Origin of the sequence: Bradyrhizobium oligotrophicum, assembly GCF_051168495.1 — a bacterium.
Taxonomy (GTDB): Bacteria; Pseudomonadota; Alphaproteobacteria; order Rhizobiales; family Xanthobacteraceae; genus Bradyrhizobium; species Bradyrhizobium oligotrophicum_A.
In genome coordinates, this window is sequence record NZ_JBNPVB010000037.1 from 1 (window position 1) to 25,991 (window position 25,991).

At 61.5% G+C, this 25,991-nt stretch carries 13 protein-coding genes and 1 pseudogene; 10 read left to right on the forward strand and 4 right to left on the reverse strand.

What is annotated here, in order from left to right; genetic code table 11:
* The 3 genes from tnpC to tnpA all read right to left on the reverse strand — a co-directional run.
* Positions 1-882: IS66 family transposase (tnpC, locus tag ACQR1B_RS35190; protein ID WP_434837488.1), on the reverse strand; the 882-nt coding region annotated here is incomplete at its 3' end.
* Between the two features lie 69 nt (positions 883-951).
* Positions 952-1,305 (reverse strand): IS66 family insertion sequence element accessory protein TnpB, encoded by a 354-nt coding sequence (tnpB, locus tag ACQR1B_RS35195; RefSeq protein ID WP_434837489.1) that lies wholly within the window; start codon positions 1,303-1,305, stop codon positions 952-954.
* Positions 1,302-2,198, reverse strand: coding sequence for an IS66 family insertion sequence element accessory protein TnpA (gene tnpA, locus ACQR1B_RS35200; protein ID WP_434837490.1), 897 nt, complete (start codon positions 2,196-2,198; stop codon positions 1,302-1,304). The genes tnpB and tnpA overlap by 4 nt, the downstream gene beginning before the upstream one ends.
* A gap of 260 nt (positions 2,199-2,458) precedes the next feature.
* On the opposite strand from tnpA, the gene ACQR1B_RS35205 reads away from it, so the two are divergent.
* From ACQR1B_RS35205 to ACQR1B_RS35215, 3 genes are read left to right on the forward strand one after another with little or no spacing between them, the layout of a single operon-like run.
* On the forward strand, positions 2,459-4,219 hold the full coding sequence (locus ACQR1B_RS35205; protein WP_434837491.1) for a relaxase/mobilization nuclease domain-containing protein: 1,761 nt from the start codon (positions 2,459-2,461) through the stop codon (positions 4,217-4,219).
* A 17-nt stretch (positions 4,220-4,236) separates the two neighbouring features.
* A complete protein-coding gene (locus ACQR1B_RS35210; protein WP_434837492.1) occupies positions 4,237-6,225 on the forward strand; it encodes a conjugal transfer protein TraG in 1,989 nt (662 codons plus the stop codon).
* A 9-nt stretch (positions 6,226-6,234) separates the two neighbouring features.
* Positions 6,235-6,663 carry a CopG family transcriptional regulator gene (locus tag ACQR1B_RS35215; protein WP_434837493.1) on the forward strand — a complete coding sequence of 143 codons (429 nt, stop codon included), beginning with the start codon at positions 6,235-6,237 and terminating at the stop codon, positions 6,661-6,663.
* 290 nt (positions 6,664-6,953) lie between these two features.
* Here the strand turns inward: ACQR1B_RS35215 and ACQR1B_RS35220 are convergent, their stop codons facing one another.
* Entirely contained in the window at positions 6,954-8,237 is a 1,284-nt protein-coding gene (locus ACQR1B_RS35220) for a restriction endonuclease (protein ID WP_434837494.1), read from the reverse strand.
* Positions 8,238-8,605: 368 nt separating this feature from the next.
* Between ACQR1B_RS35220 and ACQR1B_RS35225 the strand changes: the two are divergent.
* The 7 genes and pseudogenes from ACQR1B_RS35225 to ACQR1B_RS35255 form a co-directional block, all read left to right on the forward strand.
* A pseudogene (locus ACQR1B_RS35225) lies at positions 8,606-8,866 on the forward strand (CopG family transcriptional regulator); the annotation flags it as partial.
* A gap of 181 nt (positions 8,867-9,047) precedes the next feature.
* Entirely contained in the window at positions 9,048-9,566 is a 519-nt protein-coding gene (locus tag ACQR1B_RS35230) for a CopG family transcriptional regulator (RefSeq protein ID WP_434837495.1), read from the forward strand.
* A 52-nt stretch (positions 9,567-9,618) separates the two neighbouring features.
* Entirely contained in the window at positions 9,619-10,989 is a 1,371-nt protein-coding gene (locus ACQR1B_RS35235; protein ID WP_434837500.1) for an MFS transporter, read from the forward strand.
* A 1,085-nt stretch (positions 10,990-12,074) separates the two neighbouring features.
* A complete protein-coding gene (locus ACQR1B_RS35240) occupies positions 12,075-12,257 on the forward strand; it encodes a hypothetical protein (RefSeq protein WP_434837496.1) in 183 nt (60 codons plus the stop codon).
* 65 nt (positions 12,258-12,322) lie between these two features.
* On the forward strand, positions 12,323-14,449 hold the full coding sequence (locus ACQR1B_RS35245; protein WP_434837497.1) for a type I secretion system permease/ATPase: 2,127 nt from the start codon (positions 12,323-12,325) through the stop codon (positions 14,447-14,449).
* Complete coding sequence (locus tag ACQR1B_RS35250) at positions 14,436-15,890, forward strand: HlyD family type I secretion periplasmic adaptor subunit (protein WP_434837498.1); 1,455 nt, start codon at positions 14,436-14,438, stop codon at positions 15,888-15,890. The genes ACQR1B_RS35245 and ACQR1B_RS35250 overlap by 14 nt, the downstream gene beginning before the upstream one ends.
* A gap of 538 nt (positions 15,891-16,428) precedes the next feature.
* Positions 16,429-25,991, forward strand: a 9,563-nt coding sequence (locus ACQR1B_RS35255) for a calcium-binding protein (protein WP_434837499.1), incomplete at its 3' end; no start/stop codon positions are given.

Sequence of the window (25,991 nt, forward strand, 5' to 3'; positions counted from 1 at the left end):
GGCCAGATGTGCGACTGGACGTTCGGCTTTGCGATCCGGCGCGAACAGATAGATTGCCGCCGGAGGTTCGGGTCCGCTCCAGGGCCGTTGCTCGCGCGCGTACACCCAGAGCCGTCCTGTTTTGGTTCGTCCGCGTCCAGGATCAAGCACCGGGATCGGCGTGTCATCGGCAAAGAGATGGTTGGAGGCGAACACGTTCTTGCACAGCCGTTCGTGCAAGGCCTCGAGCCACCAGCATGCGCCGCCAACCCAGCCCGCGAGCGTCGAGCGGCAGAGATCGACGCCATGACGGTCAAAGATCTGCGACTGCCGATAGAGCGGAAGGTGATCGCAGTATTTGCTGATCAATACGTGCGCGAGCAGCGCCGGTGTCGCCAGGCCGCCAGCGATCAACCGCTCCGGCGCGCCGGCTTGCACCACGGTGTTGCAGGCTCGGCAGGCGTATTTCGGTCGGGTCGTACGCATGACGCGAAGCTGCGCCGGTACCCAGTCCAGCATCTCGCTGACGCTTTCACCGATCAGATGGAGAGCGCCGCCACAGCAGCTGCATACCCGGTCTTGTACGTCGAGCAGAACGTCTTCGCGTGGCAGATGATCGGGCAGCGGACGGCGTCGCTGCGGAGATTTGGCTTCCGGTGTGACCTTCGGTTGCGCTTCCTCGACGCGCCCTACGTCGCTATCGAGATCCTCCAAACCGAGTGCAAGTTGGTCGGGATCGATGCGCTCGGAGCTACGGCCGAACTGCATTCGCTGCAGTCGTTTGATGATCGATTTGAGCCGCTCGATCTCGGTGTCGCGATGGTCGATCGCAGCGGCAATGTCGCGCACCAAGCGCTGCAGAAGCTCAGGATCGGATGGGAGTTTGGTGAGATCGAGCCGCATGTCCAATGGTACTCGAATACGCTGATTCGTAGAAGAATCGCAACTCAGTTCAGCACTACATTTTGCAGATCATCCTGCAATCGCGGGCTTCCATACGCGTTCTGGCGCGCGCCAGTCGATGCCTTCGATCAGCATAGCGAGCTGCGCCGGCGTCAGCGTGATCGAGCCATCGTAGCCTGCCATAACTGGCCAGACGAAGCTGCCCTGGTCGATGCGTTTGGTGAACAGGCACAGCCCGTTGCCGTCCCAGAACAGCACCTTCAGCATCGAAGCCTTCTTGCCGCGGAACGCGAAGAGATGACCGGAGAACGGATCCTTTTTCAGCGTCTCCTGGACCAGCATGGCGAGCCCATCCATGCCTTTGCGCATGTCGGTGTAGCCGAGCGCCAGATGCACTTTCACACCCGCCGGGACGAACATCATGGGGCAAGATCTCCGCTTTCAATCTGTGCTCGTAGTTCGTCCGGATCGCTGCCGATTAGAGCAAAGACGCGCCGCCCATCGGCGAGGTCGACAGCCATGATCCCCTCCGGCGGGCGCACTAAATCGCGCAGAGCATGCGTCGCGGGAGCGTTATCTGCGATGACGACGCGAGCGAGTTTGGAGCGCTGTTTTTGTGCCACGCCGAACTGGACGCGCCATCGGAACAGCAGGCCGGTGACGATGCCGTGCTTGCGCGCAATGGCGGAGACCTTGGCGCCCGGCTGCTCGGTTGCTCGCACGATCGCGAGCTTCTCGTCGTCGCTGAAGAAGCGACGGACGGGCGCTGACAGCGCGGCTGGATCGCCGATTTCGGCGGCTGTCAAGCTGCGTTCGGGCTGTGAGTTCCCAGCACTAGTGCTAACGGGCGGGCGGGCGGAGGGATGAAGATGGGAACGCCAGTCGACCTCAACCTTGCCGGCGGCCAAAAGGTCCCTCCATCTGCGCAACGAGTGCGGCGACAGCTGCATTGCAGCGGCGTAGGCGCGGACGCCCATTCCGCTCCAGTTCATCGCCTCCACATGCATCGCCCAGAACGCTTGGGCGGCCCGATTGCGGACGTCCGCGGTGACCATGAGATTGCGCTGCTGCTGTCTTCGAAGCGCCTTTGCTCGCTCTTCTCGGGCGCGTTCGCGGCGCAATTCCGTCTGATATTCTGCGAGTTTGCGCGCAGTGTCTTCGCCGACCAGCCGCTTCATCCAGCGCCGAAACACAGTCTCGGTGAGACGCTGCTGACGGCAATATTTGCTGATCCCGAGTCCGCTTCGGCGCCAGGCTTCGACGTGCAGCGACCACCATTCGCGTCGCGCTTTGTTCTGGAAGTGTTTCGGTCCCACCGGAGATTCTCCACATCAGCAGAGAGACCGAAATGGAGCGACAATGTACGATCGGAAAGATGTGCAAGGTCCGGACGCTTACCGGGCGACGTTTCAGGGCAAGATAAAAACGGCTCGCCGGTCGAACGCCAAGCCATTGACGTGGCTTGCGTTCAACCGTGCCGGTCGGTCGGAACGCGTGCCGCGCTCTGTGTTTTAAGTAACAGGATCAATGTTGTTTTCGGCACGCGTGCTGCAATCGCCAGCGTGAGGCGCTGCGCATGAGCACGCACGAGCGACAGTTCCACATCCGCCCGGGGCGCATTCGTCAGGAGCGCCGCACGAAGGCCAAGAGCTTCATCAACCGCGTGCTGCGTGCCGCGAATGCAGCAGGTCATGTCAAGCCGCTGTCGGTAATCAACGGGCGCCATGCGGTGCGAGCTCATTCGACCTTCGGCCGGGGCCGGCTCAGCTTCAGTCGTGAGCGGTTGTTTGCCCCGTCGCGCCGCGTCACGGTGAAGGCGCGCATCGCAAGACACAAGGGCCGTGCGTTTCGGTCAGCGCCTCTGGCGTCGCACCTCACCTATCTCAAGCGCGAGGGGGTGACGCGCAATGGTGAGCCGGCACGGATGTTCGGCGCCGCGGGCGATCGGGTGGATGAGGCTGCGTTCGAGGAGCGGGCGAGGGGTGACCGGCATCATTTCCGGTTCATCGTCTCGCCCGAGGACGCCGCCGACATGGTCGATCTCAAAGCATTCACCCGCGATCTGATGCGCCAGATGGAGGCCGATCTTTCGACGCGGTTGGAGTGGATCGCGGTCGATCATTGGAACACGGACAACCCGCATGTTCATGTGCTGGTCCGCGGCGTTGACGAGACCGGCGCGGATCTCGTCATCTCCCGGGACTATATCAGTCGCGGCCTGCGCTCTCGCGCCGAGGAGCTGGTTGCCCTCGAGCTCGGTCCGAAGCCGGAGCACGAGATCCGCAACGCGCTCGAGAAGGAGATCACGGCCGACCGTTGGACGCGGCTCGATCGCGAGATTCGGATGGTGGCCGACGAGGTCGGCGCGATCGATCTGCGTCAGGAGGCGCCGGGTCGTCCGGATCCCGAGGTCGTCGGCTTCATGCGTGGGCGCCTGCAATATCTCGAGCGCCTGGGGCTTGCGACCGCAGCCGGCCCGAACGAGTGGATGGTCGAGCTCGGGGCCGAGCGCACGCTCCGGGAGATCGGCGCGCGCGGTGACGTCATCAAGACCATGCATCGGGCGTTCGCTCTCCGCGGCGAAGAGCGTGCTGTCGCGGATTACGCCATCGATGGCTTTGATGATCGATCGCCGATCGTCGGCCGGCTGGTCGACAGGGGGCTGCATGACGAGCTGACGGGGGAAGCCTATGCCGTGGTCGACGGAGTCGACGGGCGAGCGCATCATGTCCGCTTCCGTGGGGTTGAAGCCTTCGCGCAGGCGCCGCCGGTTGGCGGCGTTGTCGAGATCAGACGCTTCGGTGGGCCGGACGAGGCACGGCCGATTTTGGCGCTGGCGACGCGGTCCGATCTCAGCCTGGCTGACCAGGTCACGGCCGAGGGCGCGACCTGGCTCGATCATCGGCTGGTCGAGCGGGAGCCCATGCCGCTGGCCCATGGTGGCTTCGGCGCAGAGACCAGGGACGCGCTCAAGGCCAGGGCCGAGCATCTCGCGGACCAAGGCCTGGCCCGGCGGCAGGGGCAGCGCATCGTCGTTCAGCGAGATCTTCTCAAGACGCTTCGGCAGCGGGAGCTCGAGGCCGTCGGCGCAAGGCTAACGGCGCAGCTCAACATGCCCCATCTGTCAGCCGCCGCTGGCGCGCCGATCGCGGGCACACTCCGCCAGCGGCTCGTGCTCGCCTCCGGTCGCTTCGCCATGATCGGCAATGGTCTCGGCTTCTACCTCGTGCCGTGGTCACGGGAGATCGAGCATCGGCTCGGCAAGTCTGTCACGGGCATCGCCAAGGCCGGTGGCATCGAATGGCAGCTCGGCCGCAAGCGCGATCTCGGTCTTTAGCAGTTGGGAGATTTCAGATGCCTGCGACCAGAATCCAATGGGGACGAGTGCTCACCGTTTCGCTGATCATTCTCCTGGCGATCTGGACCGCCACCGAATGGACGGCGTGGCGGCTTGCCTTCCAGCCGCGCTTGGGAGCTCCCTGGTTCAGGCTGGCGGGGTGGCCAGTCTACTGGCCGCCGACGTTCTTCTGGTGGTGGTTCATTTATGATGCCTATGCACCAGCCATCTTTGTCGAAGGCGCGGCGATCGTGGTCTCCGGGAGTCTCGTGGCCGTCGCCGTCGCAATCGGCATGTCGCTTTGGCGGGCGCGCGAGGCGAAAGCCGTCGCAACCTACGGCTCCGCGCGCTGGGCCGAGACGGCCGAGGTGCGGAAGGCGAGGCTGCTCGGCGAGGACGGTGTCGTCCTGGGACGGTTGGGAACGCGCTATCTCCGTCATGAGGGACCCGAGCATGTCCTCTGCTTTGCGCCGACGCGCTCGGGCAAGGGGGTCGGCCTCGTCGTACCCTCGCTTCTCACTTGGCCGGGATCGGCAATCGTTCACGACATCAAGGGTGAGAATTGGCAGCTTACGGCAGGATTCCGCGTGCGACACGGGCGGGTGCTGCTGTTCGACCCGACCAATCCGAACGCTTCGGCCTACAATCCGCTGCTCGAGGTCAGGCGCGGGCCCTTCGAGGTGCGGGACGTTCAGAATGTCGCAGATGTGCTGGTGGACCCAGAGGGCTCGCTCGACAAGCGCAATCATTGGGAGAAGACCAGCCATTCTCTTCTGGTGGGTGCCATCCTGCACGTCCTGTATGCCGAGGCCGACAAGACGTTGGCTGGCGTTGCTGCGTTCCTCTCCGATCCGCGACGTTCGATCGAGGCCACGCTGATGGCGATGATGGCGACGCATCATCTGGGGACGGCCGGGCCACACCCCGTCGTGGCGTCGACAGCGCGGGAGCTACTGAACAAATCCGACAACGAGCGCTCGGGCGTGCTTTCCACCGCCATGTCTTTCCTCGGTCTTTACCGCGATCCGGTGGTGGCCGAGGTCACTGGGCGCTGCGATTGGCGCATCGCTGATCTGGTTGCAGAAGAAGAGCCTGCCACGCTCTATCTGGTCGTACCGCCGTCCGACATCTCACGTACCAAGCCGCTCATCCGTCTCGTCCTCAATCAGATCGGCCGCCGTTTGACCGAGGATCTCCAGGCGACGCAGCGCCGGCATCGTGTCCTGATGATGCTGGACGAGTTTCCGGCGCTCGGGCGGCTCGATTTCTTCGAATCTGCGCTCGCCTTCATGGCCGGATACGGCATCAAGAGCTTCCTGATCGCGCAATCCCTCAATCAGATCGAAAAGGCATACGGGCAGAACAACGCCATCCTGGACAACTGCCATGTCCGCGTCAGCTTCGCGACCAACGATGAGCGGACTGCCAAGCGCGTCTCGGATGCGCTCGGTACGGCAACCGAAATGAAGGCGGTGAAGAACTATGCCGGCCATCGGCTGGCGCCGTGGCTCGGTCACCTCATGGTGTCCCGACAGGAAACGCCCCGTCCGCTTCTGACGCCCGGCGAAGTGATGCAGCTGCCACCGGCTGATGAGATCGTGATGGTCGCCGGCGCCCCGCCGATTCGGGCCAAGAAGGTGCGTTATTTCGAGGATCTGAGATTCGTCGCACGCATCCTGCCGCCGCCAGACCTCGCTCGACCCGAGAGGTTGCGGCGGGGAGACGACTGGTCGGTCCTGGCGCCGATTGCGCCGACGCTATCCATGTCTGGGGAGAGATCTGCGCTCGGCGAAGATCAGGCCAATGATGGCTTGCGCCGGGAGCCGGAACTGCCGGAACACCTCGCCATCGCGAGTGAGGCGACAAGTGCGGAGCCGGCCGACGAGTTTTCGCTCATGTTGGATGACGATGACCAGGCGGTGCGTCCGATCGGCGAGCGCGGTCCGCACATGACGGATATCGCGCGCCAGGCCGCGCTCGATCCCGGCGACGACATGGGTCTGTGAGGACGATCGATGCGCGATCGCATGAATGTCTACTTCCCGCCCGAGCTCCTGAAGCAGATCACGGAGCTCGCCGATCGCAAGAAATTATCGCGGTCGGCAATCGTGGAGGCAGCGGTGCTGTCGTTCCTGTCACCCGATGGGGCTGACCGGCGCGAGGCCGCGTTCACCCGCAGGCTCGACCGGCTGTCGCGGCAGATGCAGCGGCTCGAGCGCGACGTCGGCATCCTCGCTGAGACGCTCGCCCTGTTCGTCCGCTTCTGGCTCACCGTGACGCCACCGCTTCCGAACGAGGCGCAGTCCGTGGCGCAGATCAAGGGACGCGAACGCTTCGAAGGCTTCGTCGAGGCGCTTGGCAGGCGTCTGCAAAAGGGACAGAGCTTCTTGCGGGAGATCCCGGAGGATTTTGTCAGGAAGGCATCCGAGGAGCCGGGGGAGTGATCTCAAGGATCGCTCGCGTGGCGGCTGCGAGCATGGCGCGACTGCGCATCTGCGCCAGAGCTTCTTTTTCAGCGCCGTTGTGCGATCGGGAGTTGATCATGCGTGCGATCCAGCAAGCGTCGACCTATCGACGGACCACATGGGGTCCGAACGGGGCCGGCAGGCACCCGCTTCAGCCTGTCGCGCGTTCGTGAGGCGCGATGCCAGACGCCGAGCGAACTGCCTCTAAAATGGAATCAAGCAGACTGACGAAGGAGCGGCTGGAACTCGAATTGGCTTCGTTGTTGGCGTCATAAGGTCGGGTCGATGTCGAAATCTAATTCTTTGTCGTCTACCAGTAACCATCGTACCAACATTAAAAAAATCGTTCGAAATTCACGGCTCGTCGCGAAGGGGGACGCGATTGAGGCGGTCGCATCAGGAGCCAAGCAGCTATGACAGCAGGAATTAAAATAGGCAATCTTTCCCCTACGTGTTGTTGCCGTAACGACAAGCGGAACGCCCAAGATGTCGCTCAAAGCTACCGCAGAGTTGGTAAGTGGGCGGATATGCTCAAACGAATGTGATATTCCAAATCGCCTCGATGGTTTTGATGCAGGCTGTTCGGCTGCACGGACAGCGGAAAACTCGCGATATTCGTCTTCTTCAAACGAGCAGTCAAAAAGTTCGTCGAAGCGTTCTTTTAGGGTCCGATTTCTCAACGACGTTTCTACCGAGGGCGGATGGCGATCAATCGCCACCGGAACGATTTTCGACAGTATACGTAGCTCCCCTTGGGCTGCAGCCCAGGCCACAAAAGGAAACAGGAGAAGGGGGCGTCCACGTAAGCTGTGGTCGACTAACAGCTGCTGCAGCTCTTCAGGAAGTGGTATGTGAAACGAATCGCCTAGGAAGCACATCGCGAGCGAAAATCGTGTAAGATGGATGCTTGACATAAATTTCGCCAGGCGGATCTTGTTGCTATAGTTCCATACCGGAAGGAAGGCTACCTGTAAGCCGGCGTCGCGCAGCGCGCTGCAAATGTCGTGCGCTAGCGCCGATTGATCGGAGATGATGAGGATCGGGTCATCGATATCTGTGGGTAGTATTGGAGGTACAACAAATCTCGATGCGCTGCTTTTTTGTTCTATTTTGTATCGCGCGAGAAGATGTGCGTGCTTTTCGAGAAGGCTTACGAGTTTGCGGAAGTTCCATATTTCAATCTCCGCGTCTCCCATCTCAGCGACGGCCGCCTGAGCACTTATTATTGCAGTCTCTGAGCATTCGGTGCTGACAATGATCAACAGCGCATCTCGTCTAGTTCGGAATGCCTTGAAGTTGACTATGATTTCTGCCATCTCTTGGCGGCCAAGGTTCTTGCCCGACGTTGCATAGTGTTTACATTGTACCAGCCAGCGAAGTGTTACTGGGCGTATGGTCGGGCTGTGGGCGCGATATTCGCAAGTAGCGACAATATCGATGCCTGAAACGTCGACACTGGGTTCGCGGTCTACGTGAAATGCCTCCGCTTCTAGCAGATCTGCGCAAAGGCGTTCAAAATCCTTCGGGCTTCTTAGTTGGCTGAAATCTATCATCGCAGATCATTGGTCCTAATCTTTGCGACGTGTTGGGAAATAGGCGGCGTCGTTGGGGACATGATCGTCGTCGATATGTGTATTGTCGTCAATCAGTTCTCTTTGGTGGTCGTCGGTATTGAAGTCGTAGGTATTTTTCCGGGGGAGCCTTGCGATCGCGGACGGTTCTCGTGCATCCGCTGCCGGCAGTCCGGCAGAATGCCAAAACATTCTGAAGAGATGACGTTCTGGGGGGCTCGCTCTCGCCGGGAGAGGCGAGTAGTCGCGCGGCCCCCTGCGGCCACCATCATCCAGCGGTGGCATCGACCTGGCCGCAGGACAAGGTACTGCAGCACGTGCGCGTGCCGCGCTGCGGGAAGACCCTACGGGCTGACCGGCGCGAGGCAGCGTTTGCCCGCATGCTCAACCGACTGTCGCGGCAGATGCAGCGGCTCGAGCGCGACGTCCTCGCCGAGACGCTCGCGCTGTTCGTCCGCCTCTGACTCGCCGTGATGCCGCCGCTTCCGAACGAGGCGCAGTCCGTGGCGCAGATCAAGGGCCGCGAACGCTTCGAAGGCTTCGTCGAGGCGCGTGGCCGGCGTCTGCAAAAACGACAGAGCTTCTTTCGGGAGACCCCGGAGGATTTTGTGGAAGGCGCCCGGGTAACTGCGGGCTTGATCTCGAAGATTGCTCGCGTGGCGGTTGGCAGCATGGCGCGACTGCGCATCTGCGCCAGAGCTTCTTTTTCAGCGCCGTTGTGCGATCGGGAGTTGATCATGCGTGCGATCCAAGAAGTGTCGACCTATCGACGGACCACATGGGGTCCGAACGATGAAGAAAAAGATCACTCTGCAGCTCTCCAACGACGTTCTCGAACGCCTCAAGGCTGCTGCCGGGGAGCGGTGCGTGAACCGCGCGATCCTCGTCGAGAAGGCGCTGGATCGCTTCCTCGCCGAGCCGATAGATGGCGGAGCGCCGCCGCCGGACCGACTTGCCGGTCTCGAGCCGCAGCTCGAGGGCATTCAGCGCGATCTGAGGGCCCTCAATGACACGGTCGCCCTTCACGCCCGCTATCACTTGGCATTGACGTCACTCGCGCGCGACGGGGCTATTTCGGCTCCGGCGGATGGTGCTGGCGAGCCACCTCCGATCCGGCGCGGTGAAAGGCAGGTTCGTGAGCACGTAACGGTTGGCCGCGCTTCGGAGCAGCACGACGAGGACCTGCCGATCGGAGCTCCGACCCGTCGTGCCAGGCACGTTCGGACCGTTGCTCCCATCGCGGAAGTGTCCTGGGGCATGCCTGCCGCCGGGGAGGGCGGAGAGGATCCCTTTCGCCCTGCGCAGGGATGAATGCGCTGAGCAGCCTTGCGGAAACCATCAAAGTCAGGTTGAGCCGGACTACATGTTCGGCAGGAAGGGCGTCAGGGCCAACGTCGGCAAGGACGACGATGCGGGAATCTCCGGCTGGGCTGTCGTGGCTCTGGTGTTCATGCCATTCGCAGCCGGCTACTTCCTGTCGTACCTGTTCCGGACGATCAACGGTGTTGTCTCCGAGCGTCTCGCTGCTGAGCTTGGGCTGAATGCGGCCGACCTCGGTCTGGTCACGGCGATCTACTTCCTGGTGCTTGCGATTGCCCAGATTCCGGTTGGGGTGATGCTCGATCGCTACGGTCCGCGGCGGGTTCAGAGTACGTTGCTTCTGGTGGCTGCGGTGGGCGCAGCCGCGTTCGCGCGGTCGACCGGACCGCTCTCGCTGCTGATGTCGCGCGCCTTGATCGGACTAGGTGTCGCTGCGGCTCTCACGGCCGGTCTGAAGGCGATCGTTCTCTGGTTTCCGCGCGAGCGTCTGGCGCCGGTGAACGGATACATGGTCATGCTCGGCGCGCTCGGCGCGGTGGCCGCCACGCTGCCGGCGGAAGCGGTGCTGGCCAAGACCGGATGGCGTGATCTGTTCGATATCCTGGCCGTGTCGACTGCGGGCACGGCAATCCTGATTTTCTTCCTGGTCCCGGAGTGCGGCGTCGATGCGTCGTCGGTGGCAGCCCGCGGCGGCCTGCGAGAAATCCTGAGCGACAGGCGCTTCTGGAAGACCGCGCCGCTCTCGGGCGCCTGCATCGGATCGGCGTGGTCGATGCAAGGCCTCTGGGCGCCTTCCTGGTTGACGGACGTGGAGGGCATGACACGGGCGGAGGTGGTGACGGCGCTCTGTGTGACGGCGATCGTGCTCAGTCTCGGCGCCTGGCTGCTTGGCATGATCGCGAATTGGGCGCGCCGGAAGGGCATCAGGCCGGAAACATTGCTGGCGCTCGTGGCGATCCTCTTCATCCTGGCTCAACTGACGCTGGTGTTCCGACTGCCCATGCCGTCGATCGGTCCGTGGCTGATGATCGCGATCGTCGGCTCGGCGACTGTGTTGAGCTTCGCAATCATCTCGGATTATTTTCCGACGGAGATGGCCGGGCGGGCCAACGGCGTCTTGAACGTCGTGCATTTCGGGTGGGGGTTTCTGGCGCAATATGGGACCGGTCTGCTGGTCGCGCTGTGGGGTCAACATGACGGCCGCTATCCGGTCGTTGCCTATCAGGTTGCCTTCGGCGTCAATGTCGTTCTGCAAATGGGAGCTCTGCTATGGTACTCGTTCCCGAATCCAGTCTCGAAAGCCTCCGGCGGACAGGTTCGCCACGAGGGGGGAGATCCGCTATCGGGGGCGAGGGTGGAGTCATCCGAAGCGCTCTTCATGATCGACGAGGCGCATTCAGACCAGCATTGGTAAAGTCCTCTGCTTTGTGAAGGTACGCGTTACCGACAAGGCCAGGCTTTCCGTCCAGTGTTCCTGACCCCGCATTTGGTCCGCTCGGATCTGCATGGGCTTCACTTGGCCGCGCTCTGATCAGTCGCGACTGTCCGCCGTTGGCCCGGCACGGCTCAGAAGGAATGAGGCGTTCTGCTATCTCGAGTGCGAGCAGGGGGAGGTTTGCGGCGCGTCGTTCATGCAGTCCTCACGACCTGGCAGCGGTGCAGGGCCAGAACTGGAGAAAACGTGCGCAACGACCAATCGCTGGAACGATCTCGTCCCTGGACCGGGACAGCCTCATGGAGCGCCGCTCTCGGCCAATCGCGAGACGAACCAACGTGCTCGACGACGCGTCAGGGCTCTCAGGCGGCATCTGGCCTTGGGCAACTGGCCGTCCGTATCCAGAATCGGGATTGGTCATCGTGCCATGCTATGGCGAGCAGGAAGCATTCGCATCAGATATTCAATATGCGTCCAATGATGAACTCATCGTGGGATCGATGAGATAGCAGCTCTCTGTCCGCGCTCCCGCGTCGTTCGGTCCGTGCTTCTCGTCGAGCGGCGCCATGGCGCCATAGCGGATAAGAAGCACTGGCGGTGAAAGAACGCGGGCAAGAATGTGCTAATCGCGGGCTCCGGCATGACGCCCGCTCCTGTGTCGATTGATTTCATATTGTGTCTATCGAAATACACCTATGCGAGACGGCAGGGGAGAGCCATCTTGGCGTGTACTACTGTATAATGCAGTCCTGAGGTGCGGTATGGCTTCTGGCGCTCTTGGCAAGCTGCGCCTTGGACATGTCTGAAGCGGCCTGCTCGGAAAAAAATGCCGCCTGACCATCTCGCCCGGGTGGGGTGCGTGTCGGGCTCAGCTCACGCAGTATCGGAGCACGTGGCCGGCTACTGTCGAATATGCCAGCCATTCCGGCCGAAGGGGTGAGTGCATGGCATAACGATTCGCAATTGGCACGACTGACGATCATTGCTCGACGCGTTTCGAAATAGGCCGAGATCATGTCGACGTCCTTCATTCGCAAGGTGATGCGCCGGGAACTTGAAGGCTCTTGGTCGATGACGAACTGGCTGAGCCGCGGCCAATGTCGATTTTTCTTGTGGGCTGGCCGGCGGCCATGGGCCGTTGCATGGTGATCCAACTTTCGGTGGTGTTTCGCATATTGAATGCGCTGGTCGCGCGAGTTTCTTCTCGATCTCCGCGCGAGGCCAAAAATTTCCCGTATGAGACGTGACAGATCTTGTCCAATCGTTTCTTGTGGTACATTATTCCGGCGCGACTTAGAGTAGTGCTGAGGCAATGGACGCGGGGCAAAGGGATACGGGGCTCGACTGCCTGACATTGCTGCTGCGATTCCATCAGGTCGCTATCGATCCGACGCAGATTGCGCATCAACTCGCGGGAGAGCAGGTCGGCGTGACCGAGATGCTTCGCTGTGCCAGGCAGCTGAAGCTCAAAGCGCGTGCGGTCAGGCAGAATTGGGACGGCCTCGCCAAGCTGCCGCTGCCGGCTATCGCTGCGCGGGCTGACGGCTCGTTCGTCATCCTCGGTCAGGTTACTGCGGATGCGGCGCTGATCCAGGATCCCCTGATTAACCGGCCGCAGAGCCTCAAGCGCGCGGAGTTCGAATCCAACTGGACCGGCACGGTCGTGCTGATGGCGCGCCGCGCTTCGCTCACCGATCTGGCGCGGCGCTTCGACATCACCTGGTTCCTGCAGGCGATGCACAAATATCGCCGGCTGCTCGGCGAGGTGCTGCTGGCGTCATTCTTCCTGCAGCTGTTCGGTCTGGTGACGCCTTTGTTCTTCCAGGTCGTCACCGACAAGGTGCTGACCCATCGTGGCTACACCACCCTCGACGTGCTGGTGTTCGGCCTCGTCACCGTCACCATCTTCGAGACCGTGCTGGGCGGCTTACGCACCTACGTCTTCTCGCACACCACCAACCGCATCGACGTCGAGCTCGGCGCGCGGCTGTTCCGCCATCTGGTCGCGCTGCCGATCGCCTATTTCGAGGCGCGGCGCGCCGGCGATTCGGTGGCGCGGGTGCGCGAGCTCGAGAACATCCGTAACTTCATCACCAGCTCGGCGCTGACCCTGGTGATCGACCTCGCCTTCACCTTCGTGTTCCTGGGCGTGATGTTCTACTACTCGCCGTTCCTCTCCTGGATCGTGATCGGCTCGTTCCCGTTCTACATCGCGCTGTCGGCCGGCGTGACGCCGATCTTCAAGAAGCGGCTCGACGTCAAGTTCGACCGTGGCGCCGAGAACCAGGCTTTCCTGGTCGAGACCGTCACCGCGATCCAGACCCTGAAGGCGATGGCGATCGAGCCGCAGATGCAGCGGCGCTGGGAGGAGCAGCTCGCCGGCTATGTCGGCGCCAGCTTCGACGTGCTGTCGCTCGGCAATTGGGCCAGCCAGTCGGTACAGTTCATCAGCAAGATCGTCACCGCGCTGACACTGTATTTCGGCGCGCATCTGGTGATCGAAGGCGGTCTCAGTGTCGGAGAGCTCATCGCCTTCAACATGCTGGCCGGACGGGTCGCGCAGCCGGTGCTGCGGCTGGCGCAGCTGTGGCAGGATTTCCACCAGGCGCGGCTGTCGGTGGCCCGCCTCGGCGACATCCTCAACACCGCGCCGGAGCCGGCCTTCAATCCCGGCCGTGCGGCGCTGCCGCCGGTGCGCGGCGAGGTGGTGTTCGATCACGTCTCTTTCCGCTACCGCGTCGATGGCCCGCTGGCGCTGCACGATGTCAGCCTGAAGGTGCCGGTCGGGCAGGTGGTCGGCATCGTCGGTCCTTCCGGCTCCGGCAAGTCGACGCTGACCAAGCTGATCCAGCGGCTCTATGTGCCGGAGGGTGGCCGCATCCTGATCGACGGCGTCGATCTCACGGTGGCCGACGTCACCTGGCTGCGGCGGCAGATCGGCGCGGTGCTGCAGGAGAACGTGCTGTTCAACCGCTCGATTCGCGACAATATCGCGCTTGCCGATCCCGGCATGGCAATGGAGCGGGTGATCCAGGCGGCCGAGCTCGCCGGCGCCCATGAGTTCATCCTCGGCCTGCCCGACGGCTACGACACCATGGTCGGCGAGCGCGGCGCCAGCCTCTCCGGCGGCCAACGCCAGCGCATCGCGATCGCGCGCGCGCTGGTCACCAATCCGCGCATTCTGATCTTCGACGAGGCGACCTCGGCGCTCGACTATGAGAGCGAGAACATCATCCAGCGCAACATGCGCAAGATCTGCGCCGGGCGCACCGTGTTCATCATCGCGCACCGGCTGTCGGCCGTGCGCAATGCCGACCGCATCCTCACCATCGAGAATGGCCGCCTGGTCGAGGACGGCACCCATGACGAGCTGATCAAGCGGGCCGGACGCTACGCGACCTTGCACCAGATCCAGGCGGGGCTCCATGTCGTCGGCTGAGGCGCAGAAGCAGGACAACGCGCCGATCTCGCTCGACGCGCGACGCGGCCGCCGTAAAGACGCGCGCGAGTTTCTGCCCGCGGCGCTGGAGATTGTGGAAACGCCGGCCTCGCCCGTGGGCCGCGCCGTCGCCGGCACCATCATGCTGTTCTTCGCCATCGCGGTCGGCTGGTCGATCGTCGGTCATGTCGACATCATCGCCTCGGCGCAAGGCAAGATCGTGCCGACCGGGCGCACCAAGACGATCCAGCCACTGGAGGCCGGCGTCGTCGCCGCGATCCACGTCCAGGATGGTCACAAGGTACGCAGCGGCGACCTGCTGGTCGAACTCGACCACACCGTGACATCAGCCGAACGCCGCCGCGTCGCCCAGGGCCTGATGCAGGCAAAGCTCGATGTGGCCAGGCTCGGCGTGCTCCGTGGCAGCTTCGGCGATCTCGCCGAGCTGCGGCCGCTCATCGTGCCCGACGGCGCAGCCCCGACCGATATCGCGCGCACCCGCGCCACCCTGCAGGCCCAGGCCGCCGAGCAGCTGTCGAAGCTCGCCTCCAATCTGCAGCAGATCGCGCAGAAGCGCGCCGAGGCGCAGTCGATCGAGGCCGCGATCGCCAAGATCGACGCCACCTTGCCGTTCCTGCAGGAGACCGCCGACATCCGCCGCAACGCCAAGGAGATCCAGTACGGCAACCAGATCGCCTTCATCGACGCGCAGTCGCGGCTGATCGACCAGCAGAGCGAGCGCATCGTGCAGACTCGCCGTCTGGTCGAGATCGAGGCCGCGCGGCTGGCGATGGAGCAGCAGCTGGCGCAGACCCGCTCCGGCTTCGAGCGCCAGGTGCTGTCGGATCTCACCGACGCCGAGAAGAAGGCCGAGGAGCTGACGCAGGATCTCGTCAAGGCCGAGCGCAAGATCGCCGAGCAGGTGCTGCGCGCCCCGATCGACGGCGCCGTGCAGCAGCTCGCGCTGCACACCATCGGCGGCGTCGTCACGCCGGCGCAACAGCTGATGCTGATCGTGCCCGCCGACAGCCAGCTCGAAGCCGAGGCCATGATCTCCAACCGCGATATCGGCTTCGTCAATGTCGGGCAACCCGCCGAGATCAAGATCGACACCTTCAACTTCACCCGCTACGGCCTCGTCCACGGCAAGGTGATCAGCGTCTCGCAGGACTCCATCGTCCGCGAGAAGCCGGCGGACAAGCAGAACGGCGGCAAGACCGCCGGGGCGCTGTCGGAGACCAGTGAGCCGGCCGGGCAGGAGTTCATCTACTCGGCGCGGGTGTCGCTCGACGAGAAGCAGATGCAGGTCGAGGACAAGATGGTCGCGCTGGCGCCGGGGATGGCGGTGACGGTGGAGATCAAGACGGGGACGCGACGGATCATTGAATACGTGATGTCGCCGTTGTTGCGGTATAGGCAAGAGAGCATGAGGGAACGGTGATGCGTTTGCGTCAGATCAGAAGTCGCGACCAAATTTCACGAGAGATACGCGCGGGATTCCGATCAACCCGAAGTGCGGGTTTCTTATGATGCGAACAAAGGGGGACGGATATAATCCAGGCCAGGCAGTTCGTTTGATCTGGTTCCTCGCGTTCTTTCTATCGCCAATGGCCCCGATCGCTTATGTGTCAGCGTACGGACTAAAGAATGGCAATGAAGAAGCGTTGATTCGTGTTCTGGGCATACTCGCCCTCGCTTTGGTCGTGTGCCTCGTTTGCGGAATCGCTCAACCGATCCAATCGTTCGACAAGCGCGTTCTGACAAACGTTGGACGGTTTAATCTAGCTTTTGCAATTGTCGATACGATCATCGTTGCACTGCTAGCTCACGATCCTTCGTCGATCGTTCAGCATACCTGCCAACAGGATGCGATTTGCCGTACGTATCCTGTCGGATGGCTGGCCTTAGCAGGAATGCATTATTGCTGGGCTGTCTGGGCCTACACAACTGCATTCATTGGTTCTCGATAGGAGGTTCTTATGTCAGATTTTATCTCTGGTGCAGCAGGATCTCTGCTTCAGCAAATGCGCGAGAATGGCTTTGATGGTGCTCCCAGAATTGCCGTTGCCGTGGGAATGATCGTAGGCCTCGGAAATATAATCAAGACCGACTATGAACGAGGGGACTATGGAGCCATGGCGGTCGATACGGGCCTGGCGATTGGGGCCAGTAGCGCTGCGGGCCTCGTAACGGCATTGGGAGGATTGGGGATAGCCACGCTTGGCCTTGAAGGACTTGCTTTGGCCGTGGGATGGGTAGCGGTAGCTGGTGCGGCTGGTGTCACCGCCAAGCTATACAATGATTATTTCCGTGAGGACGTAGCCAAACTTGCGTTCGTGATAAATTTTGAGGCTAAAGCGTTGGCGAATGCCAGCGAGGACGCAATTGGAGTAGTTCTCGATGACATTAGTGCGATGCTCAGAGACTTTGCATCTCGATTTGAGGACGGGTACTACGACGAGCGAATTCCAGAAGTGCCAGACAATCGTGGGCTCGGCGAGAGAGCTTGGGAAGCATTTGTCTCAAGGCTTGATCATGAGAACCACGATCCTCTCGTCTTAGATATTGGTGGTGACGGAGTGGTTCTGTCCTCCGTCGCAACTTCGAGTGTACATTTTGATTTCTCTGGTGACGGGCTTGCGGAGCGTACTGCTTGGATTTCGGCCGAGGACGGTATCCTTGCGATCGACGATAATGAAAATGGCGCAATCGATAACGGTCTTGAGTTGTTCGGGTCAGCAACTCAAGATGGCTTTGCGGTGCTTGAGACCCTCGATAGCAATCAAGACGGTGTTATTGACGCGCGCGACGATAGCTTCGAAAAACTGCGCGTATGGAGGGATCTAAATCAGAACGGGATCTCGGATCCAGGTGAATTGATGACGTTGCCGGATGCTGGAGTGGCATCGGTCTCATTGAATCGGCAATATGTCGGAGGCTCCAACGCTGGAAACGTAATTGGCTACGAGGCGACATTTACAGGAAGTGATGGGAATAGTCGATCGGTTCAATCCGTCTACTTGCAAATCGATCAGCGTCATCCTGCACCGGATGAAGACAGTTTTGCTCCGGCGTCTGGCGTTGAATTGTTGCCACAGTTCGCTGGGTCTGGACTGATACATAGTATTGCTTTCAAGGCAAGTAGTGACGCGGCTTTCCTGTCTGACTGGACTGCCCTGACGGATGAGAGTCTTGCGCTATCTCCTGGGATGCTCAGGAGCCGTCTAGAGGAGATGATGCTTCGGTGGGCAGATGCAGCCGAGGTGGCTGCCGACAGCCGAGGGCCGTACGTCGATGCACGTCACCTCGCATTCCTCGAAGCATTTTTTGGAGAGAAGTACCGCGAAGCCCAGCGTGGACAAGAGCTTCGTGACTATCCGAGCGATATCCAGTTTGGCAGGGAGCTTGAGGCGACGTTTCAAGGCATACTGAACGTTTTCGAAACAGGGTTTTTGGCTCAGGTGTGGCCGAGCATTCTTGCGCGTGGAGGCGACGTCTCTGATTTGGTGGGAAGTCCGTTTGCATTCTATGCGCTGCTGGATCTTAGTTCGCCTGTCTCTCATGTGGCGGGGCAGGATACAAATTCGCCGGGAAATCTCGCCGAGGTTGCCGGGCTAATCTTTAACAGCCTCCCTAATGATGCAGGAAGCCAAGCCGCGTACTTGATCAAAGCGTTGTCCGGCCTTGAGGGCATGGTCCAGCTTGCGTTTGAAGGAAATCGAGGGGCTTTTGCTGCAGCATTAGCTCCATACGTCGCCGGCTTGGGCGATCAGACTGCGCGCGATATTGCTTTGCACATTGTTGACGGTAGCGCATATTTCGGCACGACCAAGCCTGAAGGTATCGGTGGCAGTTCCAGCCAAGACCTCCTCATCGGTGGGGGTGGAGGCGACTTCCTAAGCGGCGGCGGTGGCAGTGACATTTTTGTCTACAACAAGCAAGACGGTGATCTCTGGATCAGGGACTACGGCGCCGCGGTGGACACGGATCGGCTGGTGCTGACCGACACCAATGCGGCTGATGTCACATTCGACCGGATCGGGGACGATCTATTAATGCGAGTCACGAGTACCGGCAAAACGGTCTCGGTCGAAAGTTTCTTTGGCGGCAATGGCATCGACGTCATCCGCTTCGCGGATGGTACCGAGTGGGGCCGCACGCAGATCGCGCATGCGAGCGTCTATCGCGGCGATGGGCACAGCAATGCCATATACGACTCCTCGTCTGATGACGTGATCCACGGCGGCAAGGGCGACGACTTCATCCGCATCAGCGGCGGCAACGATACGATCTTCTATGCCAAGGGCGACGGCTATGACGTCGTCGACGACTCCTCCGGAGTGAAGTCCGAGAACGACAGGCTGGTCCTGACCGACCTCAACGCGGCCGATATCGAGCTGTCGCGGGTCGGTGGCCATCTGGTCCTCACCGTCAAGGCAACAGGCGAGTACATCGACTTCGACAATTTCTTTCCGGGCAATACCGCCGACTGGGCGACGACGGGCCGCAACATCGATACGATCCAGTTCGCGGACGGCACGAGCTGGAACCGGACGCAGATCCAGCAGAATGCCTGGTATCGCGGCACGGATCGGGCCGACATCATCGGCGGATCGGAGCTCGACGACACGATCGTCGGCGGCAAGGGCGACGACATCCTGGAGGGCGGCGCCGGCAACGACACATTCATCTGGACGATGGGCGACGGCAACGACCAGATTTCGGATGCCTCACTGCGTACCGATGTCGACACGCTGTGGCTGACCGACGTCTCGCCCGGTGACGTGACCTACTCCTATCAGGGCAACACGCTTCTCATCACGATCAAGCCGACCGGCGAGATCATCAGGGTCATCGACTTCTTCTCAGGCGTGACGAGCCTTCTGACTGGCGAGGGCGCCAACAACGTCGGTATCGATCAGATCAGGTTCCAGAACGGCTCGATCGCAAGCCGGCAGCAGATCACCTACCAAGCCGGCGTCGACTATATGGGCCGAAACCCGGTCGTCTGGACCAATGTCGTTGCGGGCGTGATCACGTGGCAGGTGTTCGTCGACGAGTTCGGGCATTCCGGCAACATCGTCGGTCACGGCATTGATGGCATCAACGATATCTGGAACGCGTCGAGCTACGGCGGCTATGGCGGCATCCTGGGGATTCCCGATGCGTTGCAGCCCAATCCGTTCCATGGCGGCGGCAACAACATCCTGAACGGCGGCAGCGGCATTGACATTCTAGCTGGCGGAGATGGCGCGGACATCTTTTATGGCTTCGGAGGGGACGACATTCTCTATGGAGATTACCCCGACCCGAGTGCACCCGGCGGCAACGACATCATCGACGGCGGTGACGGCAACGACGCCATCTATGGCGGTGCCGGCATGGATTTTCTCTACGGACAGGCGGGCAACGACTATCTGTCCGGGGGAGACGGCAAGGACTTCATGTATGGCTCGACCGGCAACGACACGTTCGTCGGCGGCGGGGGCGACGACATTCTTGTCAGCAATGACTCGTTCAGCTCGGGAAGCGACACGTTCATCTACGCGCGTGGCGACGGTAACGATACGATCTACGAGTCCGGCTCAAGCGAAGCGTTGCAGGAAACCGATATTCTCGTGCTGAGCGATTTGGCATCGAGCGACGTAGAGATGTCTCGTCTGGGTGACGATCTGCTCGTGCGGATCAGGAGCACCGGCGAGATCATCACCGTCCTTGGCCAGTTTGGGCACCGAGAAGGCTCGATCTTCTCGGACAATGGTTCGGGTGTCGAGGCGATCCGGTTTGTCGATGGCGAATGGAATCGCGTGCAAATCCAACGGGCCGCCTGGTATCGCGGCACGGATGGCCGCGACATCATCGACGGCACGAACACACTCGCTCAGCTCGATTCCACTTTCGCCGGTGGCAAGGGCAACGACATCATCTATGGCGGGCGCGGCAGCGACACTTTCGTTTACGCTCGCGGCGACGGCAACGACATCATCACGGATGGCGCCACCAATGGCACGTCCCCTACGGCCGTCGATACACTTCAATTCACGGATCTGTCTGCTGGCGATGTCGAACTGAGCCGATCGGGAGATGATCTGCTCATCAAGGTGCTCGCGACCGGCGAGGTCATTACCGTGACCTCGCAGTTCAACGGCAGTTTGACGAGCTCCGATCATGCGCTCGAGCGAATCGTTTTCGTCGACGGAACGCAGTTGGACCGGCTGCAGATGCAGCAGCAGGCCTGGTACCGCGGGACGGACGGTAATGATGCCATCGAACTGAGCAGATTGAACGACACCGTCGAGGGCGGCAAGGGCGACGATATCATCTATTCCGGATTTCAGAGCGGTAGCGGAAGCGACACGTTCGTATACTCACGAGGTGACGGTAACGACATCATCCGCGAAGAGACCTGGCCGGGCTTTGGCCCGACTGAGATCGACACCCTGAAGTTCCGCGATATCGACAGCTCCGATATCTCGTTGCGGCGATCCGGGCTGGACCTGCTGATCAAGATCCTGTCGACCAACGAGACCATCACCGTTCTGGCGCAGTTCTCCGATTCGGCCGCCGCTCCCGGCAACGGTCTGGAATACATCCAGTTCGCTAATGGCGATCAGTGGGGGCGGGAGACCATCCGCAGCATTGCCGAAAGCTCCTCGCCGTTCATCGCTGGCGGCAACGGCAATGATCATCTCGTCGGTGCCGGCTCCGATCAGAATCTTTATGGCGAAGGCGGCGACGACACGATCGACGGTCAAGGCGGCAGCGATCTGCTCTACGGCGGTGTCGGGAACGACACGCTCATGCTAAGCGTCAGCAATGCCGGGGATCATGTGACGGCCGACGGTGGCGTCGGCACGGATACGCTTGACTTGTCCGGCTTCGGCTCGGCGGTCTGGGTCGACTTGGTCACGAATGGGGCCGAAGTCAGGACCACGGATCAGGCGAGCCTCTCGACCGGCGTGTGGCGCGACATGGCTGATGTGGCCAATGTCGAGAACATCACGGGCACGGTCTACGCCGATCAGCTCGCCGGTGATGCCGGCAACAATGTGATCCTGGGCGGAGCCGGCGACGACGTGATCGATGGCCGGTCCGGCGACGACAGGCTGTCCGGCGGCGACGGCAACGACGTGCTCACCGGCGGGATGGGCACCGATCAACTCGACGGCGGCGCGGGAGCGGACGTCCTCAATGGCGGTCTCGGCGCTGACGTCCTGATCGGCGGGGCGGGCGACGATGTGCTGACAGGTGGCACCGAGGGTGACATCTTCGTGTTTAGAGCAGAGACCGGCTCAGACACCATCACAGACTTCGCTCCTGGGAGCGGGAACGCACATGATGTCATCCGATTTGACCGTTCCGTGTTCGCCGACTACGCGGCCGTCGTCGCAGCGGCTCAGCAGGTCGGTTCGGACGTCGTCATCGCGTTCGGTGGCAGCAACAGCGTCACGTTGCAGAACATCAACCTGGTCGATTTGACCGCCGACAATTTCGAATTCCGGCGATTGGACAATCAGCCACCCACAGGCATCGCGGTGGCCGGGGGCGTGGTCAACGAGAGTGCCGTGGCCGGCACCGTCGTTGCGACGCTCAGCGCCATCGACCCGAACGATGGCGGCGCGCATATGTTCGTCCTTTCGGATCCCTCCGGTCTGTTCGAGCTCGTCGGCAGTGAGATCCGGGTCAAGAGCGGCGCCGTGATCGACTTTGAACAGTTGTCGCAGTATCAGGTCTCGGTCTCGACGACCGATGATGATGGGTTATCGGTGGCGTCAACCGTCGTCATCACGGTAGCGGATCAGACCGAGACCGCAACGGGAACGTCTGGAAATGACGTCGTCAACGGCGGCGTCGGAGCCGATATCCTGATCGGAGGGCGCGGCGACGACCGGCTCGTCGGAGGTGGCGGGTCAGACGCCTATCGCTACGAGTTGGGGGACGGGAGCGATCGCATCGCCGATACCGGCGGTGCCGGCGACACCGACACGCTGGTGCTCGGCCAGGGTCTCAGTCCAGACGATATTCGCGTCGGCCGATCGTCGGCGGCGTCCGGCGACATCGTCTTGCTGCTGACGGATGGGAGCACGATCGTGCTCCAGGATCAACTGGCCGCGGCCGCTGGCATCGAACAGGTTACATTCGCCGATGGGACGACATGGAGCCGAGCGGATTTACTTGGACGGCTTGTTCCCGGCTTGATCGTCGGCGCCTTTGGCAGTGCGACCATCGCGGGGAGCGGCTCGGACGACGTGCTGGTTGCGGGCGCAGGCGACAAGACGCTATCCGGTTATGGCGGCAGTGATACGTACCGGTTCGGCGGCAGTGCCGGCAATGATGTCGTCGTGGAAGGCAGTGAGGGCGGTACCGACCGGATCGAACTGGTTGGGCTGAGCAAAAGCGACCTGCTGTTTTCGCGCGAGGGAAATGATCTCGTCATCCGTAACCGTTCAACCGGTCATACCATCACGGTGACGGGGCAGTTCGGCGTCATACCGGCCGGTATCGAAGAGATCGCATTTGCAAGTGGCGAGGTCTGGAACCGCAACCAGATTATCGACAACGCGCCGGTGCGAACCATGGCGACCGGCGGAACGGTATCAGGCACGCCAGGCGACGATATCATCCAGCCCGGCGCAGGCAACCAGTTGATTCAGGGCGGCACCGGCAGCGACACGATCATCTATGCACTATGGGACGGCAGCGATACGATCAATGACGGTGTGAACGCGGCGGGACAGACCGACACGCTCAAATTCGTCGATCTCAATGTTGCCGATTTCACCTTCGCCCGGACTGGCAATGATCTGACGATCAATGTCGCTCATTCCGGCGAGGTCATCGTCGTCAAGCAGCAGTTCGGCGCATCAACCGACTTCTGGGGCCTCGAACAGATCCAGTTCGCCGACGGCACCATCTGGGGCGTTGAAGACATCCTTGAGTCCACCTGGACCCACGGTACAAGCGGTGATGATACCATCAACGGCACGTCCGGAAATGACGTCATCGCCGGCATGCGCGGCAATGATATACTCAGCGGCGGCGCCGGCGACGACACCTACGTCTATGCCCGCGGTGACGGCAACGATACCATCATCGATGGGCCGGCCGGCAACAACTCGACTATCGACACCCTGCGGCTGCAGGGGATCGATCCCTCGGCGATCAGCTTCATTCGCAATGGCACCGATCTGACGCTGGTCATCGCCGAGAGCGCGCCAGGCGCAGGCGACGGCGGTTCGATCCTGATCAAGCAGACGCTGGACGACTTTTTCAGCCAAGGCATCGAAAAGGTCGTCTTCGACAACGGCGCGCTCTGGACGCAGAATGACCTTCGGCTGAAGGTGTTGGCGCAATATTCGACCGCGGGCAACGACGTCATCGACGGCTACAATACCAACGACGTGATCACCGGCGGCCGTGGCGATGATGTGATGTCGGGAGGTGCCGGCGACGACACCTATGTCTACAACCGCGGTGACGGCAACGACACCATCGTCGAGGGCACCTCGGGTAACTTCTCGACCTACGACACTCTCAGGCTCCAGGGCATCAGGCCGTCCGATATCGGCTTCGTCCGCAACGGCAACGACCTGACCCTGGTGATCGCCGAGAGCGCGGCGGGCGCGGGTGATGGCGGCTCGATTCTGATCAAGCAGACGCTCGACGATTGGTTCAGTCAGGGGGTCGAGCAGGTCGTGTTCGACGACGGCACGGTCTGGAAGCAGGCTGATCTGCGGGCCTTCGTGCTGCAGCAGGCCACGAATTCCAGCGCGACGTCGATCTACGGCTTCAATTCAGCCGATACGATCCTGGCAGGCGCGGGAAACCGCTATCTCAATGGCCAGGGCGGCGCCGACACCTACGTCTATACCTCGGCTGGCGGCAACGATGTGATCGACGACAGCACCAGCGGCAACACCCTGGTCATGCAGGACATCGCCTCCACCGCAGTGGCCTTGAGCCGTCCGGGCAATGGCGCAGATCTGGTGATTGAGAACACGTTGACCGGTAAAACCATCATCGTGAAGGGGCAGTTTACGACCGGCTCGCTGTCGACCGTGACCTTCTCCGACGGTGTTAGCTGGAGTCAGCAAGACGTCCTCAACATCATTGCGAGCCAGTTCATCATTGTTGGAACGGATGGAGCGGATACGATCACCGGCACGTCCAGCGCCGAGACCATCGACGGCCTCGGTGGCGATGATGTTCTGAACGGCGGGAATGGGGGAGATATCTACGTCTATCGAGCCGGATCTGGAAACGACCTGATTCAGGAAACCGGCACGAACAGCGGCAACGATGTCGTAAAGCTTGTAGGATTGAATCTGCGCGACGTGGATATCACGCGCAGTGGAAATGATCTTCTGATTCGTGTTCTTTCGAGCGGGGAAACGCTCAAGGTGAAGGATCATTTCCTAGGGGCCAACACCGGTGTTGAATTCCTTCTATTCGCCGACGGAACGTCGATCCCCGCAGCCGGCATTGCGCAGGTCATTCGCAATGAGGTGGCTGCCTATTTGGCGTCAACGACGGCTTTCACGGACAGTCTCGAGCAACGCCGGATCCGGCTGGCCTCGTACGGAATTGGTTCGATCGTCGACGAGGGGACGGCAACCGGAACTGTTGGGGCGACAGCTGCCGCCGACGTGATATTGGTCGGAACCGGTGACAAGACGATCTCCGGAAGCGGCGGAGCGGACTTCTACGTCTACTCGGCGGCGGGCGGGAATGTGACCATCGCCGATCCCAACAGTGGAGGCGGCGTCTCCATTCTCGTCTTGAACGGGATCCGCTCCAGCGACGTCTCAGCGTCGCGCCCCAACGGCGGCACGAATGTCGTGCTCACCAACAAGTTGACCGGCAAAGCCGTGACCGTGCAGGGAGAGTACGCGCGTGACGGCTCGATGCAGTCGATCGTGTTTGCCGACGGAGTGACGTGGAGCTACGCTCAGCTGCAGCAGATCCTGCTGGATACGGAGAGTGCCGCGGTCGGCGGCTCGATCTGGGGCTATGGGGGGCGAGATGACGTGCTGGTCGCCGGGCTCGGTGACAAGTACATGGCCGGCCAGGGCGGCAACGACACTTATGTATATTCGGCAGCGGGCGGCAACGACATCGTCGCCGATAGCGAGAACCTGAGGGGAACACTCCGGTTCACCGACATCGCTTCGACGGACGTGACCGTGTCGCGGCCCAATGGCGGCACGGATGTCGTGATCAAGGTGCTGTCGACCGGCAAGACGGTGACGGTGCAGCGCGAATATGGCAATGGCGGGCAACTGAAGCAGATCACGTTCGCCGATGGTGTGACATGGTCCTACGCTCAGCTGCAGCAGATGCTGCTGGATAGCCAGAGCGCCGCGGTTGGTGGTTCAATCTGGGGCTATGGCGGGCGGGATGACGTGCTGGTCGCCGGGCTCGGTGACAAGTACATGGCCGGCCAGGGCGGCAACGACACCTATGTGTATTCGTCGGCCGGCGGCAACGACATCGTCTCCGATAGCGAGAACCTGAAGGGAACACTGCAGTTCACCGACATCGC

Bases quoted from the DNA above. Each gene is read 5' to 3' on its own strand.
- ACQR1B_RS35215 (WP_434837493.1), top strand. From the start codon at position 6,235: ATGCGCGATCGCATGAATGTCTACTTCCCGCCCGAGCTCCTGAAGCAG.
- ACQR1B_RS35235 (WP_434837500.1), top strand. From the start codon at position 9,619: ATGTTCGGCAGGAAGGGCGTCAGGGCCAACGTCGGCAAGGACGACGAT.
- ACQR1B_RS35250 (WP_434837498.1), top strand. From the start codon at position 14,436: ATGTCGTCGGCTGAGGCGCAGAAGCAGGACAACGCGCCGATCTCGCTC.
- tnpB (WP_434837489.1), bottom strand. From the start codon at position 1,305: ATGATGTTCGTCCCGGCGGGTGTGAAAGTGCATCTGGCGCTCGGCTAC.
- ACQR1B_RS35245 (WP_434837497.1), top strand. From the start codon at position 12,323: ATGGACGCGGGGCAAAGGGATACGGGGCTCGACTGCCTGACATTGCTG.
- ACQR1B_RS35205 (WP_434837491.1), top strand. From the start codon at position 2,459: ATGAGCACGCACGAGCGACAGTTCCACATCCGCCCGGGGCGCATTCGT.
- ACQR1B_RS35220 (WP_434837494.1), bottom strand. From the start codon at position 8,237: ATGATAGATTTCAGCCAACTAAGAAGCCCGAAGGATTTTGAACGCCTT.
- ACQR1B_RS35210 (WP_434837492.1), top strand. From the start codon at position 4,237: ATGCCTGCGACCAGAATCCAATGGGGACGAGTGCTCACCGTTTCGCTG.
- ACQR1B_RS35230 (WP_434837495.1), top strand. From the start codon at position 9,048: ATGAAGAAAAAGATCACTCTGCAGCTCTCCAACGACGTTCTCGAACGC.